We start from the raw sequence: 18582 nt of genomic DNA on the forward strand, positions 1-18582 counted from the left end.
TTTCATTCAACTAGGCTTAAGCAAAGGGTTCCCCCCTTTTACTTTTTAAATTGAACGCAGTTGAGGGTTATGTATGCAAGTTTCGCAGCAAGCGTCGACTAAACCGTATACCTCAAGGAATTGGCAAATAAAAACAATAGATGGATTGTGTTTAATCGCGGAGCAAGGTCAGTTGAAGCTGACCGGAGAAATGGATGCACCTAATGCAATGTGGAAGTTTAGAGCTGGACACGACATAGGTTTGTATCAAATTTATAATGCAGTAAGTGGTGAAGTACTGATAGACAGTATAAACGGTGGTCATGATGAATGGGCTGTTGAACCTTGTTATCAAGGCTATTGTCATTTAGTTAGCCCTGGTGGTTTATTCAGACATTTTGAACGCTGTAATGACAGTGTGCAAGGTGTTGCAACTTTCAAGTTTATTGAATACGAAAAATGGTATTTAACCTAATCTTTCATGTGTGCCTCTTGTGCTTGGGCGCTACGCTCAAGCAATTTTTCATATCTAGTTTGTTGTTCATTTGGTAATTGTTGTACTGAAATAATGCTAATCGCATTGTTATATAAAGCTAACTGCGCTTCAGTGAGTTGTGTTCGAAACTTTTGATCAACTAATGCTTGCAACATATTTAATGCAATACGAACATTTTTTGGCATAAGTCTAAGCGCGTCAGCAAAAGCTTGAATGGCAGCTGGATACTGTTTTTTTCCATATAGTTGCACCGCAATATTATTCAGCTGCCTTGGCGTAAATGGAATATCGGTTTTTTCACTTTTTTCTTGGTTTAAATAAGTGGTTAATACTTTGTCACTAATTGAGTTGTCCGGTGTATGGTGCTGATGAATATGCTCTAAAATATTCAAAGCTTGGTCTTGAAAACCCAATTCGTGAAAAGCTTTAGCTTTATCAATATAGTCTTCTAAGTTGCCACTTTCTTCGTGCTCTAATACGCCTGCGACCAATTGTTTGGCTTTGCTTTCTTCATCTTTTAAATAATGGATACGCGCTTGCACAATAGATATTTTGTCTTTGTTTTCAACCGAAGAAGGGAATTGGTCCTTCATTGCTTCTAGACATTTTTCCGACTGACGCACAATCACAGCTGACTCTTGTTCAGGCAGGGTCAGCGCATAATCAATACCAGCTCTTGCTACTGTTAGATACAAATCAGGTGTTTCATGAAACGAACGTTTCGCATATTTGAGCATAGCTTTGGCTGCATCGTACTGGCCTGAGTGGTCATGTACTAAACGCGCTAACTGCACTACGTTTTTGTGCCTATCAATATTACGTGGCGATAATTCACTGGCGTTTTGCAGTTTTTGATAAGCAAGTTCAAACTCATCATGTTTTATGTAATATTGGCCAAGCAAATCTAATGCGGCTAAACGGGTAGAAGGTTTAGCAACTAACTTCTCTAAAATATTAATTGCAGCATCTTCCTTGTGTAAACCTAAATAAGCTTTGGCTAAACCAACCATGGCCCAAGTAAATTTCTGTAAGGTGATTATTTCGTAGTAAAACTGTGCCGCTTGCTGATACTTTTCTGACGCAAGCAATGCATCACCTTTCATACGCATCAATAAGGGATACAGATTAGCCGCTTTCGGATCCATTAATAAAGATTCAACTTGCTCCAGCACCATCACATAATCTTGTTGATCAATTGCCCAATAAACTTTAGCCAGTTTATGTTTGCGGGTTAATACACGGCGTAGGCGGTCACTTAATTCTTTAGCAGTAAAAGGTTTTGCAAGAAAGTCATCCGGTTGCAGTTCAACCACACTATTTACTAAAGCTGCATCTGTTTCGGCACTGGTAAATATAAAGGCTGTGGTAAGTTTAATTGCGCCTTTGGCTTTTAATTCTTCAAATAGTTGATAACCGTCTTTGTCACGGCTTAAATTAAATGAACATATAATCAAGTTAAACTGACTTTCGTCCGCCAAACGCAAAGCATGTTTAGCGCTTTCCGCAACCATAATTTTGTCGAAGCCGAGTTTTTCTAACGACTGTTTTAAGAAAACTTGCGCTAAAGCTTGATCGTCAATAATCAGCACATTGGCGTTTTTAATCAGTTCAGGGTTCATTTTTATCCGTGTGTTATCGATATGCCTGCTGACAAAAGCTTTGGCTCGATGAATGAATTGATTATTGATTTAATGCATAAAAATTACAAGTGATTAGCCATATTACTGGTCTGCTATGTTGATTATATAAAAATATTCTGTTGATTAAGCTTTAAAATTATTCCGTAAACTATATACTTTGTCGTGATTTTACTTGTCGGAGTGCCTTAGGGCTGAGATCGCAATAGCGGGATCCGTCGAACCTGATCTGGTTTATACCAGCGTAGGGAACAAGATACGTTTCAGTATAATGTCTTGTCGATAGCCACACTCCGTCTTTAATTTACTTTAATGATTAAAGGCAAATATATGTCACAACCAAACCGCAGAGAAAAACGCGCACAAGCGCAAGCGTTTATCAGTAGCTTATCTGGTCAACCATTCCCTAATTCACAAAAGATTTATGTTGAAGGTAGTGATCCTTCTATCCGTGTACCTATGCGTCAAATCAGTGTTTCTGACACTTTTGCTGGTGGTACTAAAGAAGATCCTATTTTCGAAAAAAATGAGCCGGTTAATGTTTATGATACTTCTGGTCCATATACAGATCCTGAAGTTGTTATTGATGTTCACAAAGGTTTGCCGCGTATTCGCGAGCAGTGGATTGATGCGCGTAACGATACCGAAGCATTAGACTCAGTAACTTCTCACTATAGCCAAAAACGTTTAGCAGATGATGGTTTAGACCATATTCGTTTTGACCATTTACCTAAAGTTCGCCGCGCTAAAGCGGGTAAAAATGTTTCGCAAATGCACTATGCTCGCCAAGGTATTATTACCCCAGAAATGGAATATATTGCCATTCGTGAGAATATGAAACGCGCTGAAGTTAAAGAGCAAATTTTATTGCAACAGCACAAAGGCCAAGCTTGGGGCGCTAAATTGCCAGACGAAATAACACCTGAGTTTGTTCGTAAAGAAGTAGCTGAAGGTCGTGCAATTATTCCAGCAAACATTAATCACCCTGAAATCGAACCTATGATCATTGGTCGCAATTTCTTGGTTAAAGTAAATGCGAATATCGGTAACTCTGCTGTTACTTCGTCAATTGAAGAAGAAGTAGAAAAACTAGTATGGTCAACGCGTTGGGGTGGCGATACTGTAATGGATTTATCAACTGGTCGTTATATTCATGAAACGCGTGAATGGATTATCCGTAACTCGCCTGTACCAATTGGCACAGTTCCAATTTACCAAGCACTAGAAAAAGTAAATGGTGTTGCTGAAGATTTAACTTGGGAAGTTTTCCGCGATACTCTAATTGAGCAAGCCGAGCAGGGTGTTGACTATTTCACTATCCACGCAGGTGTTTTGTTACGTTATGTACCTATGACAGCCAAGCGTTTAACCGGTATTGTGTCGCGTGGTGGTTCTATTATGGCTAAGTGGTGTTTAGCGCATCACCAAGAAAACTTCTTGTACACGCATTTTGAAGAGATTTGTGAAATTATGAAACAGTACGATGTTTCATTCTCTTTAGGTGATGGTTTACGCCCAGGTTCAATTGCAGATGCCAATGACGAAGCACAATTTAGTGAATTACGCACTTTAGGTGAGTTAACTAAGATTGCTTGGAAACACGATGTACAGGTTATGATTGAAGGCCCAGGCCATGTTCCTATGCATATGATCCACGAAAACATGACTGAGCAATTAAAACACTGTCATGAAGCACCTTTCTATACCTTAGGCCCATTAACCACAGATATCGCACCCGGTTACGACCACTTTACTTCTGGTATAGGTGCGGCACAAATTGGTTGGTATGGCTGTGCTATGTTGTGTTATGTAACACCAAAAGAGCATTTAGGTTTACCAAACAAAGAAGACGTTAAAGAAGGTTTAATTACCTATAAAATCGCCGCGCATGCAGCCGATTTAGCTAAAGGCCACCCAGGTGCTCAAATTCGCGATAATGCATTATCAAAAGCGCGTTTTGAATTCCGTTGGATTGATCAATTTAACCTAGGTTTAGATCCTGAGCGTGCACGTGAATTCCACGATGAAACCTTGCCACAAGAATCAGGTAAAGTTGCGCACTTCTGCTCTATGTGTGGTCCTAAATTCTGTTCAATGAAAATCACGCAAGAAGTACGTGACTATGCTGCGGGTTTAGAAGCGCAAGAAGCCGAAGCCCAGGCGATTGAAATTCAGCCGGCTGACGTTAATTCAGGTATGGCGGAAAAGTCGAAAGAGTTCCGTGAAAAAGGTTCTGAGATTTATCACAAAGCTTAATTTTTTGCTTCTAAACTTAGGTAGTTAGCAGGATGAAAATAGCCGTTGTAGGCGGTGGTTTACTTGGGCGTTTATTGGCTTGGCAATTGAGTTTGCCAAGCCAAACTCTCGGTCAGTTAAATCAAGTCAGCTTGTTTGAAAAAGGTGATGAATCCGGTAAAAGCAGTGCGGGTTACATAGCTGCAGCTATGGTTGCACCTGTTGCTGAGTCGGTCATTTCTGGTGCTTTAGTTAGCAGTTTGGGCGAGCGCTCGTTGCAGTTGTGGCCTCAGTTATTAAAGCAGTTACCGCAAACTGTTTTTTATCAACAAAATGGCAGCCTGATTGTTGCACACGCGCAAGACAAAGGGGATTTGCTCAGTTTTAACCAAAGGTTGAAACTGTATGATCAACCTAGTCCTGATGCAGATGTTAAAAACGGCAAAGTGCAGTGGTTATCTGGCGAGCAAATTGCCGAAGTTGAGCCGCAGTTAGCAGGGCGCTTTCATCAAGGTTTGTATCTTCCGACCGAAGCGCAAATTGATAACCGGGCTTTATATCTAGCGTTAAATCAAGCTTTACTTGATAACCAAGTAAATCTGCATTGGTTAACTCAAGTTGAAGTAGCGCCAAATCAAGTATTGCTCGCGGATAAAACATTAGAATTTGATTTGGTTATAGATTGCCGTGGTATGGGCGCAAATGTCGATATTAAAACTTTGCGTGGCGTACGTGGTGAAGTAGCTCGGGTATATGCACCAGAGGTTTATCTACAAAGGCCGGTGCGCTTAATGCACCCAAGGTATCCAATTTATATTGTACCTAAACCAAATAATCAGTATGTGATAGGTGCAACTGAAATTGAGTCGCAGTCAGATAAGCCACCAACTGTGCGTTCGGCACTTGAATTATTGTCTGCCGCATACAGTGTACATCCTGGATTTGCCGAAGCGGAAATTTTAGAAATTGAAAGTGGTTTGCGACCAACCCTGTTTGATAATGAACCAAAAATCTTTAATCAAGCAGGTTTAATGCGAATAAATGGTTTATATCGTCATGGCTTTTTATTAGCGCCAGCTATTATGGAACAAGCTTTGGCTGTGTTAGATGAAAATTCGCATACTCAGATAAACCCACAGGTATTGTCACTATGCAATTAAAAATAAATGGCCAAACGGTCGAAGTTACTGAAACAAAATCTTTGTTAGACGTGGTTGGTGAATTTGGTGCAATCGCTCCTTTCGCTCTAGCTGTGAATGGCCAATTTGTGCCAAAAAGTCAGCACGAAAGTTGGAATTTAGCTGAACAAGATTCAATTGAAATTTTGTCACCAGTACAAGGTGGTTAATATGGCTATTGATGTAAACACAGATTTGTTAGACATATATGGGCAAAAATTTAGCAGCCGTTTATTAATTGGCTCTGCTTTATATCCCTCACCCAAAGTGATGCAAGATTCAATTGCAGCTTCACAAGCACAAATTGTTACTGTGTCACTTCGTCGCCAGTCACCAGAATCTGGTGGTGGTAATATGTTTTGGCAACAAATTAAAGATTTGGGTTTAACCATATTACCCAATACAGCTGGTTGTCATTCTATTCAAGAAGCTGTGACGCTAGCTCAAATGTCGCGCGAAATCTTTGAAACTGATTGGGTGAAATTAGAGTTAGTGGGGGATGAATATAATCTTCAGCCCGACCCAATTGATTTGGTTAAAGCGACTGAAATTTTAATCAATGATGGTTTTAAAGTTTTACCTTATTGCACGGACGATTTAGTGATTTGTCGCCATTTGGTTGAATTGGGCTGTGAAGTATTAATGCCGTGGGGCGCGCCAATTGGTACGGGCAAAGGTTTATTAAATCCGTATGCTTTGTCGGCTATCCGCAATCGTTTTCCACAAACGACCCTGGTGGTGGATGCAGGTATTGGCAAACCATCAGATGCAGTACAAGCATTTGAATTGGGCTATGATGCAATTTTATTAAACTCAGCGGTTGCGCAAGCGCAAGATCCTATTGTCATGGCAAATGCGTTTAAAGCTGCTTGTGAAGCTGGGCGTTTTGGTTATTTAGCCGGTAAAATGCCGGAAAAAGATACTGCACAGCCAAGTACCCCGACTTTAGGCATGCCATTTTGGCACCAGTCCTAAGAGTTATAGACAAAAAACAATATAGATAAAATAGTTAAGTTAACATGCAAAATTTTCCGATAGTTTGGAGCATAGCCGGCTCTGATTGTTCTGGTGGTGCCGGTGTTCAAGCCGATTTAAAAACCATGCACAATTTAGGTTGTGATGTCAGTACAGTAATTACCGCAAATACTGCACAGAGCTCTTTTGGTGTACAGGAAATCAATGCTGTTTCGGTTGATGTATTGTTGTCGCAGTTAGATGCCTTGGCAATTGACCGCCCACCACAAGTTATCAAAATTGGTATGTTAGCCAATGTGCAGCAAATTGATGCTATCTCACAATGGTTAGTTGATTATGCTGCCCGTATGCCAATGCCAAAAGTGGTCTACGATCCAGTTGCTATTGCATCGGCTGGTGGCAATTTGGCCGAAGAAGATATTTTACCTGCGATTAAACAAAAGTTATTACCTTTAGTTGATGTGTTAACGCCGAATGCGAATGAAGCACAAAGATTGTCAGGTGTCTACATTATAAACTGGCAAAGCATGTTAGATGCGACTCAAGCATTGATGGCATTAGGTGTTGGGGCTGTTGCGTTGAAGGGCGGCCACATTGATATTGATAAAGAATATTGTGTTGATATGGCAGACAATGGTCATCAACAATTTTGGTTAGCGTCAAAACGTATTGATACTGAACATACCCATGGTACTGGCTGCACTTATGCCTCTGCTATTGCAGCTTTATTTGCGCAAGGTTATTTATTGCGTGATGCAGTCACTGTTGCCAAAGCCTATATTAATCAAGGTTTGCGTTTAGCCCAAGATTATCAAGGTGCGTATGGGCCGATTCGCCAAGGCAACTGGCCAAATAAACTGGCAGATTATCCAAGCATATTACAAACAGACTCGCAATTAGCTGACGAATTGGATTGGCAGCAAGGCACTGAAGGCAAATTTAACTATGCTGATAATTTTGCTGATTGTGGCTCGTTATCTTTAGGTTTATACCCAGTTGTTGGTGATATTCAGTGGATTGAAAGGTTAGCGCCACTCGGGGTTAAAACCATTCAACTGCGTTTAAAAAATTTGGCTGTAGAACAAATAGAACAACAAATTCAGCGAGCTGTGGCTTTAAGTCAGCAATATGGTTTTCGACTCTTTATTAACGACTATTGGCAGTTGGCGATTAAACACCAAGCTTATGGTGTGCATTTAGGCCAAGAAGATTTAGCCGATGCGGATTTACAAGTAATTAAACAGGCAGGTTTGCGTTTGGGCATTAGCACTCATGGTGAATATGAGTTGCTTGCCGCTAAACAACTTAAACCAAGTTATCTTGCAGTTGGCGCAATTTACCCAACAAAAACTAAAGACATGACAGGGCAAATTCAAGGTGTTGTACGCCTTGAACGTTATTTAGATTTAGTCAATGATTTACCTGTTGTTGCTATTGGTGGTATTAATATGCAGCGTGTACACGAGGTTAAACAAACAGGTGTCGGCTCTATTGCTTTGGTTACAGCAATTACTGAAGCTGAGTCACCGGAAGATGCGTTTAAAACTTTGCAGCAAATTGTTGAGGCTTAAGTTTAAAAGTGATTTGCAATAGATCAATTATTCAAGCTTTCTTTTGACATATACTAGGGCTGAATTCGTGTTTAATGTAAACGGAGCTAAATAGTGCAGGACAAATTATCCGACCAAGAAGCCACAAGATACAGCCGTCACTTATTGTTAAGTCAAATTGGTGAAGCTGGGCAAATAAAACTAAAAAACGCGCATGCTGTGGTGGTTGGCGCGGGTGGTTTAGGTAGTCCTGTCTGTTTATATTTAGCCGCTGCTGGTGTTGGTAAAATTACCATTATCGACCCAGATACAATTGAAGTTACAAATTTGCAAAGGCAAATTTTATATAAAACCAATCATGTTGGCCGTGAAAAAGCCCAAATGGCGGCAAATCAAATGCAGGCGTTAAATCCACTTATTCAAGTACAAGCAATTGGCAAAAAGGTCGAAAATTGTAACTTTGAGCAAGTTATTAAAGATGCGACCGCTGTATTAGATTGTACTGACAATGTTTCAAGCCGTTATTTAATCAATCAAGCTTGTGTGCAAACTAAAGTACCTTTAATTAGTGCAGCAGCCATTCGTGGTGAAGGCCAGTTTATGATGTTTAATTTTAAACACCAAAAGTCACCTTGTTACCACTGTGTTTTCCCTGATCTCGACGGTGACGAAGCTGGACTAAATTGCAGCAACGCAGGGGTTGTAGGGCCATTGTTAGGCTTAATGGGCAGCAAACAAGCACTTGAATTTGTTAAATATGTAGTTAAACCTGAATCTTGTTCATTTGCTAAGTTGAATATTATTGATATTTGGTCAGATCAAAATAGACAGTTTAACTTAGCCGCTGACCCAACTTGCCCTGTTTGTAGCAATTAGAGCTAAATCAGCCTAAATACTTGCCCGAAACGTCAACAGAGTTTAACCTTAAACCAATGCATTACGCGTGATCTAAGGTATTCAATTTCATGGCGATAAAAATTACCGCAGCCGAAAAACAAATATTACAAAACGTTACTATACCGCCGCGTCCAGAAGCTTTATTAAAAGTAAGTGAAGAGGCAAAAAAGCCTGAGCCTGATGTGACGGTTATTGCTAAAGCCATATCCAGTGACATTGCTATTTCGGCTTCTGTTTTGCAGGTGGTTAACTCTGCAGCTTTTCGTCGCGCCAAAGAAATTAAATCAATTGACCAAGCAGTTATGGTTTTGGGCCTTAAACGTGTTTTCCCTATTGTTAAAGCTGTTGCGCTTAAAAGTGCGATGCAGGCGAGCGATGAACTAGCGACTTTTTGGCAGGATTCAACCGATGTCGCTAATGTCTGTGCTATGGTGTGTAACCAGTTAGAAAAACCTCAGCTGGCAGATAATGCATATATGTTGGGTTTGTTTCATGATGCAGGTATACCTGTAATGGTAATTAACTACCCTGAGTTTGCTGCAATAATGCATAAAGCTGAAGATATCGGCTGGGGTAGTGAACTACTTGCTTTAGAGCGTGAGCAATTTGATACTAACCACACAACCATTGGTGCTTTATTAGGCCAGCGATGGAAGTTAGCCAAAGATTTAGTTGAAGTAATTTATTATCAGCATGATAGTGATGGCATTTTTTCAACATCTGAGCTCAGCCGTGTCGGCTTGTGGCTACTAGCCATTTTGAAAATTTCTCGCCATATAGTGCTAGATTTACAAAAAGGCAAAGAAGTCAGTGAAGAGTGGATAGTGGTAAAAGAACAGTTGTTGGAGTTTTTTGATTTTGAAGAAGAAGATTTAAATGATGTAATTGAAGCGGTTATGTCTAAACAATCTTAATAGTCTATAAAATAAGCAAACAAACTGAATATGAAATTAATTGCTTTACACAATAAAAAGCCTATGTATAATCGGCAGCAACTCGATAGGGGTGTAGTTCCAATTGGTAGAACAGCGGTCTCCAAAACCGATGGTTGGGGGTTCGAGTCCCTCCGCCCCTGCCAGTCTTTCGAAGATTTGTTATGTCGCAGTTAAATACTTATCAAATGGCAGTTCTTGCCGAATTGAACATAGATACTTTTAAAGCTCAAAGTTCAGTTGCAGCCAAACAAGATATTCCAACAACAACTTCAGTTGCAGAAATTTCTAAGCCTGCAGAAAAAATAGATCATTTAGCGCAAATTAAATCAGCTATTGGTTTGGCTAAAGCTGAAACATCAGAACCAGTTACTCAGAAAGCTAACACACAAGTTCGGCTAGTAAACTTTGACAAATTGGATCTCGCTGCATTGAAGGCTTGGTTTAAGCAAGTAGGCCTAAACTGCCAAGACAGCCAGCAAACAAATCAGGCAAATGCGGTTGAACAATTGATTTTTGACCAAGCGTTGGATAAAGCAGTTTTCAACTTTGACTTGAGCAAAGCTGAAGACAAACAAGCATTTTGGCAGTTAATTAGCCGATTCAAATTTTGATCAAGCCTGATGATAGAAATTGTTTCTTTGTCCGCCGAGCATCTAACCCAAGTTCATCAAATAGAACTTCTAAGCCAGCCCGACCCTTGGTCACTCTCTTTATTCGAATCCTGTTTGTCGCCGCGGTATCTCAATTTTGTTGCAATAGAAAACAACAAAGTATTGGGTTTTTTAATTGCTGACTGGATTGCTGGCGAAGCTTGTTTAATGAATATTTGTGTTGATCCTCAGCAAAGAAAAAATGGCATTGGCCAAGCGCTGCATCAGCATTTTGTTGGACAACTTCTTATGCGTGGCACAGATAAATTATGTTTGGAAGTTCGCCAGTCTAACCTAGCCGCACTGGCGTTATATCAAAAACTCGGATACCAGCAGATTGCACTACGCAAAAATTATTATGCTGCCACAGCTACAGTCCCCGCTGAAGATGCGATAATCATGCAAGCTGAGCTAGCCAATTGCAATTAAATCAACGTAATTGCTAAATTGGTTTATTATTTAAGGTAACTGCAATTGTGTTGACAGCAAAAAGCAAGCTATCAAATTATAAGGAAGGCTAAGTTGGATTTCCCTGCGCACTTACAAAGTATTGTTGATAAGTTATCGCCGGCAAAAGCCTCGGCTACTTTTGACAAAGTGTTTAAGGCGCAGACTAAAAAACTATCTAATTCGGAACGCTTTTTAGTAAAAATGGAAGTTAACCGACTAAACAAAGCTTGCCAACGACCGATTGATTTGCGCAGCAAACATGGCAGTTTATGCCAAGCTCACCAAGCCAACGGCATTCAGCACTATCTGCCGCAACCGGCTATTGAGCGGTTAAACCAATTGCTCGAAACATATAAACAAAACTATTGTTTCGCTATTTATGAACAGATTTTGTTTGAATATAAACAAAAACCTCAAGCACAATCGTACGACTCAAAAACACAGCGCAGTGAAATAGAACGAACACTTATCAGCCCAATTGAGTTTGGTCAAAGGGTTATTCGTAATGAAGAGCGTATGCATTACACCACCCAAGTATCGCTCAATATCGGCAAGTTAAAGTTGGAAGCAATTACCTGCGATATTTCACCGTCGGGCTTGAGAATAAAAATTAAGGCCGAACATCATTTTGAAAGTGACGAGTTGCTCCAAGTTATTTTTGTTAAATGGCAAAGTAAATTTGCTGAACAAACTTGTCGGGCAACCTATAAACTCTGTTGGCAGAAGCTTGAAGGGGATAATACCTTATTGGGTTTAGCCATACTACCGGACTTAGATCAATTTGAATTCAGCGTTTTTATTGATAAATACGTCAAAAGCTATCGACGCAAGTATAAGTTAGATGCTTGCAATACCTTACAGTCGGCACGCAATATTTTATTTGAACAATGCTATTTTTATACCCATACCGCACTGCCATTGCTGTTAACACGCGACAGTGAAGGTGTACATATTCCGTATGTTTGCAAACAATCAAGCAATGCCCATGTGCTTGATTATTGGCAAGACGAGCACAGTGTTTGCCAGTTAAGGCAGTTATTTTCCGGTGCTCGTTTACTTAATCTGTTAAATCAAATTACCCCAGTTAAACACGAATATTTATTTTGTTTTACCCATATTCAGCAGGGCAAAAAGTATCATTTTAGTGCTACTTACGATGAATTGGTTGAAGCTGATTTATTAGGATTGTTTCTTGGCTTTGCGGCGCAAAAATCGAGTTGGCGAGTGTTGAAAATACAGCTACAAGAGATAGATCTTAAAAATGCCCAAAGAGCTGTCGCGATCCCTGAAAGTGCGGGGGAAGAAATTACTCAGCAAAACCAACCTATTACCCCTGAAGTGACTGCACAGTTAGCCAATTTAACCCATTTTGCCTTGCTGATTGACGTGACCAATCAATATGCCAAAGCGAGTTATTCTGATCATCAAGTGGATACTCAGCAGCTTGAACGCTTAATGCGTTTTAAACAAGAGAAATTAGCCACAACCCAAACTCAGGCTTTGCACTTTCAGTTTTTGGGGAAACGTAAAGAACCGCGGATAAGATATTCAAGTGCAATCCAATTAGAGTTAACCGACACTAAAGTTACTGGCCAAACTATGAACATCTCAACCAATGGTATTCAGTTAAAATTAAAAAACTGGCCCGAGTTGGAGCGCGGTCAATATGTATTGGTGGCATTTCCAGAACTCGCAAAAAAATTAAAACTCAAAGGCGAGCTGATTAAATATCAAGTTATGGCTACCAATGCGGACAACTGTTTGGTGGGGCTGCGTTTAGTTAGTGGGTCAAGCGCTTTGGTGCAAGCTTTGGGTAAAATATTTGACGCTAGAATGGAGCAAGCTCAGTCACCTGCAAGCACGGCGCTAGAACATGCCATTCGTAATCTTATAGTGATGTCTACCTCGCAGTGTTGTGGTTTTGTTTATCGTTCAGAACACAATCAATTTAACATGTTGGCGCAACCCAGTACGTCAAACCGCTTAAGTGCCTTGTTAGATAAGTGCCATACCTACCAAGCAAAAGCTTTGGAGCATTTTATTCTCAAACGTTTTGAACAAAATAATTTTGCCATCAACAAGAGTATTTTTGAGTTGGTGATTACTGTGGTTAACCAGCATGATATTTTTCCTGATGTGTGGTTAGATAAAGTCACAGATGAACCTAGCCGCCAACTCCTAGTTCAGCAACAACTTGCGTTAGGCCATGTTTGGGTGGTGCGTTTAGAGTGCCACGATGCAATTGAAGCAGATTGGCATGCAATTGAACTTGAACTAAGTTACCTGAGTGCCTTTCAACCTGCTGGTGCTCAACAGCTGCAAAATTATTTTGCTCATATTAAACATTCTTACACCTTAACTGATGTAACGCGTGAAGTTTTGGTTAGATACGAATTCACCGCTGAGCAAATCTCGCAAAATCATACTCAGCAAAATGAGTTTATTTTCGATATTTTCGATTAACAAGCCCTGTACCAACTTGCCTTGCCTAAATGGCTTTTATCTCCAGCTGATTATCGCAATTTATGGTGATTTAGCTCTACTAGTTTGTTTTCATATAATGATCATTTAGCAGTTTAATTTCTAATTTGGAGTTTAAAAGACCACAATGGTCTCAATCAAACTTGCTTTGTGCTTTATTTTGGTGCTAAATTCCATTGTTTACGGTTAATAAATAATCTGTTTTTAGATTTTATAAATTCTAGTTAATTATTAGCTTATCTGATGTTTGTATTGAACTGAGTTGGTGCATTGAGTGGGGTGGAATTCTATAATAATAATATTTTAAAGTTCTCCTAAGTGTTTATACCCGGGACTGTGCACCCCGGGTTTTCTTTTTCTTCTTATAATAAATCTGTTAATGCAATGCCCAAGCTTAATCTTTGCTGCGAATGGTTGTAGTCGATCAAACTTTCACCATAACCACTGTATGCTTGAACGTATCCTCGAAGACGTCCCCAAATCGGAAAAGTTACACCGGCTTCAATTGAACCTCGGCCACTATTGAAGTTATAGCGCATTAAAAATTGGCTTTGCAGATTTTTATCAATTCTATAAGCACCAGATAATTCCCAATGTCCCATGTATTTGTCTATGTCTGGATTATCATCACCATTTGGGTCATCAATCGACTTTTTGGCATTTTCTGGTAATCGCCACCAAGGCCGAAAGTTTAAAACCCAGTCTTGATGTTCAACTAATACGGCAAGATAAAGTCGATTCCAACTGCGTGACAAAGGAAGCTCACGGCCATTCGATTGATGCTCCAAACCTATGGCTAAATTGGTTGTGGTGTTAAATAGTTGCCATTTGGTTGGCAGAAAATAAAACACTTCTGGTTGATAGTTAGTTTCTCGAAAGGGTTTGCTGTATAAGCTGCTATATACTTGCCACCACGACTGCATTGTCATGCCAAAAAATAAACCGTCACCGTATTTAAATATAGGTGCATAGTTAAGTGGCACTTTAAAACTCAGCTGCATTTTAGCTTCAAGTTGTTGCTTTGGGTCAATTAATGTTGAACCTTCGTACGCCTGTTCATTGTAACCTGTGGTGTAGCTTGCAGCTAAGATATAGTTCATCCTATGTGGGGTAATTACGTAGGGGCTGAATGCGGTTTTTCGTTCTTGTTCTAGGCGTTCCGATAGTGCGCCATTGCTGGAGGCTTTTTCTAGTGCTTCTATTTGCGCACATATTTGATTTATTTGTGCCACGTCTAAGTTGTCGTTTACCCGTTTCATTTGGCGTAATTGACATTGTTCAAATTTACTTAGCTCAGCATAGCCAGGAGTTGCATAGCTAACTAAACTAACCAACCAGATATAAATAATGTGCTTAAATTTAACTAGCATATAAAGATAGCCTAGAGTTTGTTTTTACGTGTTTGTTTTACCATAGTGGTTGTTCGTTAGCATTGTAAACATAAGCCGATGGTAAAAGTATCACTGAAGGGCTTTTTATTGGCAGATAAACTGTCCAAAATCATGCATATTTAGCTGAATTCGGTATAATGCCCGCGATTTATACTTGCCATTATCTAGTAGAGAGTTTGTTGATGTCATTTTTAGAAGAAGTTCAACGCCGCCGCACGTTCGCGATTATTTCGCATCCCGATGCCGGTAAAACCACAATTACCGAAAAAGTTTTGTTGTTCGGAAAAGCCTTACAAACGGCTGGTACGGTAAAAGGCCGTGGCTCTAATCAACATGCTAAATCTGACTGGATGGAAATGGAAAAAGAGCGTGGTATCTCGGTTACAACCTCTGTCATGCAATTCCCATATAATGACAAGCTAGTTAATTTACTAGATACCCCTGGGCATGAAGATTTCTCGGAAGATACCTATAGAACACTGACGGCAGTGGATTCTTGTTTGATGGTTATTGATGCAGCCAAAGGTGTTGAAGATAGAACTCGAAAACTCATGGAAGTAACGCGCTTACGCGACACGCCTATTGTTACTTTTATGAACAAACTCGACCGTGATATTCGTGATCCTATGGAGCTATTGGACGAAGTTGAAACTGAACTGAATATTGCCTGTGCACCTATAAGTTGGCCAATAGGTTGTGGTAAAGAGTTTAAAGGTGTTTACCACATTCATCGTGACGAATGTATTTTGTATCAAACAGGCCAAGGCCATACCATTCAAGAAAAGCGCATTATTAAAGGATTAGACAATCCTGACTTAGATAAAGCTGTTGGTGAAGAACTAGCAGAAACCTTACGCGAAGAGCTTGAATTAGTAATAGGTGCATCGCATGAATTTGACCAAGAGTTATTTTTAAAAGGCGAGTTAACCCCGGTATTTTTTGGTACTGCATTAGGTAACTTTGGTGTTGACCATATGTTAGATGGTTTAACTGAATGGGCGCCAGCGCCTATGCCGCGTGCAACCGAAGAACGTAACGTTGAAGCAAAAGAAGAAAATTTCAGCGGCTTTGTTTTTAAAATTCAAGCGAATATGGATCCAAAACACCGTGACCGCATTGCATTTATGCGTATCGTATCTGGTACATACCAGCAGGGCATGAAGTTAAACCATGTGCGCATTGGCAAAACGGTTAATATCTCGGATGCGGTTACTTTTATGGCGGGCGATCGTGAACGTGCCGCCAACGCTTATGCTGGTGACATTATTGGTTTACATAATCACGGTACCATTCAAATTGGTGACACCTTTACTCAAGGGGAAAAACTTAAATTTAGTGGTATACCAAACTTTGCCCCTGAGCTGTTCCGCCGTATTCGCCTAAAAGATCCACTTAAACAAAAACAATTGCTTAAAGGTTTAGTTCAGTTGTCGGAAGAGGGCGCGGTACAAGTATTTAGACCTTTAGCTTCTAACGATCTAATTGTGGGTGCGGTTGGTGTGCTCCAGTTTGACGTTGTAGTGCAAAGATTGAAGTCTGAATATAATGTTGATGCGATATATGAATCTATCAATGTTGCAACCGCTCGCTGGGTAACAGGTAAAGACAGCAAGAAATTTGATGAGTTTAAACGCAAAGCTGAAGCTAACTTAGCATTAGACGGTGGCGACAACCTCACTTATGTTGCACCAACTATGGTTAATTTAAGTTTAGCGCAAGAAAGATACCCAGATATTGAATTCCACCAAACGCGTGAACACTAAGGTAGATAAATGAAAGTAAAACAGTTATTAACAAACAAAGTTCATGCAGCTATGCAAGCTGCTGGAATTCCAGCTGAACATGGGCCACATATTGCTTTGTCAAAACAAGCTCAATTTGGTGACTATCAAGCCAATGGTATTTTAGGTGCGGCTAAACAATTAAAAACCAATCCAAGAGCATTGGCACAACAAGTTGTTGAACAATTAGATTTATCTGATATTGCGAGTAAAGTTGAAATTGCTGGCCCTGGTTTTATCAACATCTTTTTGGCACAAACTTGGTTGTCTGAAACTTTAAACCAAAACCTTGCTGACGAGCGCTGCGGTGTTACTGCAACGGAACAGCCATTAACTTGTGTGGTTGATTATTCATCGCCTAACCTGGCAAAAGAAATGCATGTTGGTCATTTGCGTTCGACCATAATTGGTGATGCGGTGGTACGTGCACTTGAATTCCAAGGACATAAAGTTATTCGTCAAAACCACATGGGCGACTGGGGAACACAGTTCGGTATGTTAATTGCCCATTTAGAAACGATTTTGGCAGATAACTCAGTTGCAGAAGTGGCATTGTCTGATCTTGAAACATTTTATCGTGAAGCGAAAAAACGTTTTGACGATGATGAAGATTTCGCCAACACAGCACGTGAATACGTGGTTAAGTTGCAAGGTGGTGATGCTAAATGTATCGAGCTTTGGCAGCAATTTATCGATATTTCGGTATCGCATAGCGAAGAGGTGTACAACACACTGAATGTTACTCTAAGTCGTGATGATATTCGCCCTGAGAGTGCATACAATGACATGTTGCAGGATATAGTCAAAGATTTGCAACAACAAGGTCTAGCTGTTGAAGACCAAGGTGCTCAAGTGGTCTTTTTAGAAGAACTAGCTGATAAAGAAGGTAACCCTTCGCCTGTAATCATTCAAAAGTCGGGCGGTGGCTTCTTATATGCAACAACAGATTTAGCTGCATTAAAATATCGTGGTCAAACGCTTAAAGCTGATCGCAACCTTTATTTTATCGATGCGCGCCAGTCACTGCATATGCAACAAGTGTTTACCCTAGCGAAAAAAGCCGGTTTTGTTGCGCAAGATATGAGTCTTGAACATCATGCTTTTGGTACTATGATGGGCAGTGATGGCAAACCATTCAAAACTCGTTCAGGTGGTACGGTTAAACTTGTTGAATTGTTAGATGAGTCGGTAGCACGGGCACAAGAGCTTATTGCTCAACGCTCCACTGATTTAACCGAGCAAGAGCAACAAGAAATTGCTCAAGTTGTTGGTATAGGTGCGGTTAAATTTGCTGATTTATCAAAACATAGAACCAGTGACTATATCTTCAACTGGGACAGCATGCTGAGCTTTGATGGTGCTACAGCACCTTACCTTCAGTACGCATATACTCGAGTTAAATCTATTTTTGCTAAGGCTGGCATTGATGTTGCGGATATCTCTGGGCCAATTAACATCGAAGCAGAGCAGGAGCGTAGCTTAGCGATTAAATTACTTCAGTTTGAAGATACTTTAGATTTGGTAACAGCCGAAGCGCATCCGCATGTGTTATGTCAATATTTGTTTGAATTAGCCAGTGCCTTTATGAGTTTTTATGAGGCTTGCCCAATATTAAAATCTGACGTAGAGCCACAAGTGCAACAAAGCCGCTTGGCAATCAGTCGTTGGACTGCAAGTGTTATCAAACAAGGTTTAACTTTGCTTGGTATTGCCACAACCGAAAAAATGTAAACACTTGTATAAATGTTAACAAACGTAGCTGCATGCGGTTGCGTTTGTTGACCCATCTCTGATTTACCCCTACTTAAACGCTATTCACTCAACAAGCATATAAACAATTCTAATATTTTTGTTTACAACTTAATCGAATAAGATTTTCTCAAGCAGAAATAGCTGAAAAGAAACGTATAAAAAATAACCTTTAGACTTCTTGCTTTGGCTATTTTT

General features: G+C 40.1%; 15 protein-coding genes, 1 tRNA gene and 1 riboswitch. Of the genes, 14 read left to right on the plus strand and 2 right to left on the minus strand.

What is annotated here, in order from left to right; genetic code table 11:
• Positions 1 to 73 precede the first annotated feature (73 nt).
• Positions 74 to 454 carry a hypothetical protein gene (locus tag ACMZOO_RS14105; RefSeq protein ID WP_440903950.1) on the plus strand — a complete coding sequence of 127 codons (381 nt, stop codon included), beginning with the start codon at positions 74 to 76 and terminating at the stop codon, positions 452 to 454.
• On the opposite strand, the gene ACMZOO_RS14110 is transcribed toward ACMZOO_RS14105, so the two are convergent.
• The gene (locus ACMZOO_RS14110; RefSeq protein ID WP_440903951.1) at positions 451 to 2094 is read right to left on the minus strand and encodes a response regulator; all 1644 of its coding nucleotides are present in this window, start codon (positions 2092 to 2094) and stop codon (positions 451 to 453) included. The genes ACMZOO_RS14105 and ACMZOO_RS14110 overlap by 4 nt on opposite strands.
• A gap of 187 nt (positions 2095 to 2281) precedes the next feature.
• Positions 2282 to 2380: riboswitch (TPP riboswitch) on the plus strand.
• 62 nt (positions 2381 to 2442) lie between these two features.
• Here ACMZOO_RS14110 and thiC point away from each other — a divergent pair.
• The 11 genes from thiC (at position 2443) to ACMZOO_RS14165 (ending at position 13445) form a co-directional block, all read left to right on the plus strand.
• Positions 2443 to 4368: a phosphomethylpyrimidine synthase ThiC gene (thiC, locus tag ACMZOO_RS14115; RefSeq protein ID WP_026016876.1), complete on the plus strand. Its 1926-nt coding sequence runs from the start codon at positions 2443 to 2445 to the stop codon at positions 4366 to 4368.
• A 32-nt stretch (positions 4369 to 4400) separates the two neighbouring features.
• Positions 4401 to 5507, plus strand: coding sequence for an FAD-dependent oxidoreductase (locus tag ACMZOO_RS14120; protein ID WP_440903952.1), 1107 nt, complete (start codon positions 4401 to 4403; stop codon positions 5505 to 5507).
• Complete coding sequence (gene thiS, locus ACMZOO_RS14125) at positions 5498 to 5695, plus strand: sulfur carrier protein ThiS (protein WP_440903953.1); 198 nt, start codon at positions 5498 to 5500, stop codon at positions 5693 to 5695. Before ACMZOO_RS14120 ends, thiS begins: the two co-directional genes overlap by 10 nt.
• Position 5696: 1 nt before the next feature.
• The gene (locus ACMZOO_RS14130) at positions 5697 to 6500 is read left to right on the plus strand and encodes a thiazole synthase (RefSeq protein ID WP_440903954.1); all 804 of its coding nucleotides are present in this window, start codon (positions 5697 to 5699) and stop codon (positions 6498 to 6500) included.
• A 44-nt stretch (positions 6501 to 6544) separates the two neighbouring features.
• The gene (thiE, locus tag ACMZOO_RS14135; RefSeq protein WP_440903955.1) at positions 6545 to 8071 is read left to right on the plus strand and encodes a thiamine phosphate synthase; all 1527 of its coding nucleotides are present in this window, start codon (positions 6545 to 6547) and stop codon (positions 8069 to 8071) included.
• Between the two features lie 93 nt (positions 8072 to 8164).
• The gene (locus ACMZOO_RS14140) at positions 8165 to 8926 is read left to right on the plus strand and encodes a HesA/MoeB/ThiF family protein (protein ID WP_440903956.1); all 762 of its coding nucleotides are present in this window, start codon (positions 8165 to 8167) and stop codon (positions 8924 to 8926) included.
• Between the two features lie 89 nt (positions 8927 to 9015).
• Complete coding sequence (locus ACMZOO_RS14145; protein ID WP_440903957.1) at positions 9016 to 9861, plus strand: HDOD domain-containing protein; 846 nt, start codon at positions 9016 to 9018, stop codon at positions 9859 to 9861.
• Between the two features lie 87 nt (positions 9862 to 9948).
• A tRNA-Trp gene (locus ACMZOO_RS14150) sits at positions 9949 to 10025 on the plus strand.
• 18 nt (positions 10026 to 10043) lie between these two features.
• Positions 10044 to 10493: a hypothetical protein gene (locus ACMZOO_RS14155; RefSeq protein ID WP_440903958.1), complete on the plus strand. Its 450-nt coding sequence runs from the start codon at positions 10044 to 10046 to the stop codon at positions 10491 to 10493.
• Between the two features lie 9 nt (positions 10494 to 10502).
• Complete coding sequence (rimI, locus tag ACMZOO_RS14160) at positions 10503 to 10961, plus strand: ribosomal protein S18-alanine N-acetyltransferase (RefSeq protein ID WP_440903959.1); 459 nt, start codon at positions 10503 to 10505, stop codon at positions 10959 to 10961.
• Between the two features lie 93 nt (positions 10962 to 11054).
• Complete coding sequence (locus ACMZOO_RS14165) at positions 11055 to 13445, plus strand: PilZ domain-containing protein (RefSeq protein WP_440903960.1); 2391 nt, start codon at positions 11055 to 11057, stop codon at positions 13443 to 13445.
• A 380-nt stretch (positions 13446 to 13825) separates the two neighbouring features.
• Here the strand turns inward: ACMZOO_RS14165 and ACMZOO_RS14170 are convergent, their stop codons facing one another.
• Positions 13826 to 14833 carry a phospholipase A gene (locus ACMZOO_RS14170; protein ID WP_440903961.1) on the minus strand — a complete coding sequence of 336 codons (1008 nt, stop codon included), beginning with the start codon at positions 14831 to 14833 and terminating at the stop codon, positions 13826 to 13828.
• A gap of 203 nt (positions 14834 to 15036) precedes the next feature.
• Between ACMZOO_RS14170 and prfC the strand changes: the two genes are divergently transcribed.
• Complete coding sequence (gene prfC, locus ACMZOO_RS14175; protein WP_440903962.1) at positions 15037 to 16617, plus strand: peptide chain release factor 3; 1581 nt, start codon at positions 15037 to 15039, stop codon at positions 16615 to 16617.
• Between the two features lie 9 nt (positions 16618 to 16626).
• Positions 16627 to 18366 (plus strand): arginine--tRNA ligase, encoded by a 1740-nt coding sequence (gene argS / locus ACMZOO_RS14180; RefSeq protein WP_440903963.1) that lies wholly within the window; start codon positions 16627 to 16629, stop codon positions 18364 to 18366.
• Positions 18367 to 18582: the final 216 nt, after the last annotated feature.

It is taken from the genome of Catenovulum sp. SX2 (genome assembly GCF_052056295.1).
GTDB lineage: Bacteria > Pseudomonadota > Gammaproteobacteria > Enterobacterales > Alteromonadaceae > Catenovulum.

Excerpts from the sequence above, each read along its gene's own strand:
- ACMZOO_RS14105 (WP_440903950.1), top strand. The coding sequence starts at position 74 with ATGCAAGTTTCGCAGCAAGCGTCGACTAAACCGTATACCTCAAGGAAT.
- ACMZOO_RS14110 (WP_440903951.1), bottom strand. The coding sequence starts at position 2,094 with ATGAACCCTGAACTGATTAAAAACGCCAATGTGCTGATTATTGACGAT.
- thiC (WP_026016876.1), top strand. The coding sequence starts at position 2,443 with ATGTCACAACCAAACCGCAGAGAAAAACGCGCACAAGCGCAAGCGTTT.
- ACMZOO_RS14120 (WP_440903952.1), top strand. The coding sequence starts at position 4,401 with ATGAAAATAGCCGTTGTAGGCGGTGGTTTACTTGGGCGTTTATTGGCT.
- thiS (WP_440903953.1), top strand. The coding sequence starts at position 5,498 with ATGCAATTAAAAATAAATGGCCAAACGGTCGAAGTTACTGAAACAAAA.
- ACMZOO_RS14130 (WP_440903954.1), top strand. The coding sequence starts at position 5,697 with ATGGCTATTGATGTAAACACAGATTTGTTAGACATATATGGGCAAAAA.
- thiE (WP_440903955.1), top strand. The coding sequence starts at position 6,545 with ATGCAAAATTTTCCGATAGTTTGGAGCATAGCCGGCTCTGATTGTTCT.
- ACMZOO_RS14145 (WP_440903957.1), top strand. The coding sequence starts at position 9,016 with ATGGCGATAAAAATTACCGCAGCCGAAAAACAAATATTACAAAACGTT.
- ACMZOO_RS14155 (WP_440903958.1), top strand. The coding sequence starts at position 10,044 with ATGTCGCAGTTAAATACTTATCAAATGGCAGTTCTTGCCGAATTGAAC.
- rimI (WP_440903959.1), top strand. The coding sequence starts at position 10,503 with ATGATAGAAATTGTTTCTTTGTCCGCCGAGCATCTAACCCAAGTTCAT.
- ACMZOO_RS14170 (WP_440903961.1), bottom strand. The coding sequence starts at position 14,833 with ATGCTAGTTAAATTTAAGCACATTATTTATATCTGGTTGGTTAGTTTA.
- prfC (WP_440903962.1), top strand. The coding sequence starts at position 15,037 with ATGTCATTTTTAGAAGAAGTTCAACGCCGCCGCACGTTCGCGATTATT.
- argS (WP_440903963.1), top strand. The coding sequence starts at position 16,627 with ATGAAAGTAAAACAGTTATTAACAAACAAAGTTCATGCAGCTATGCAA.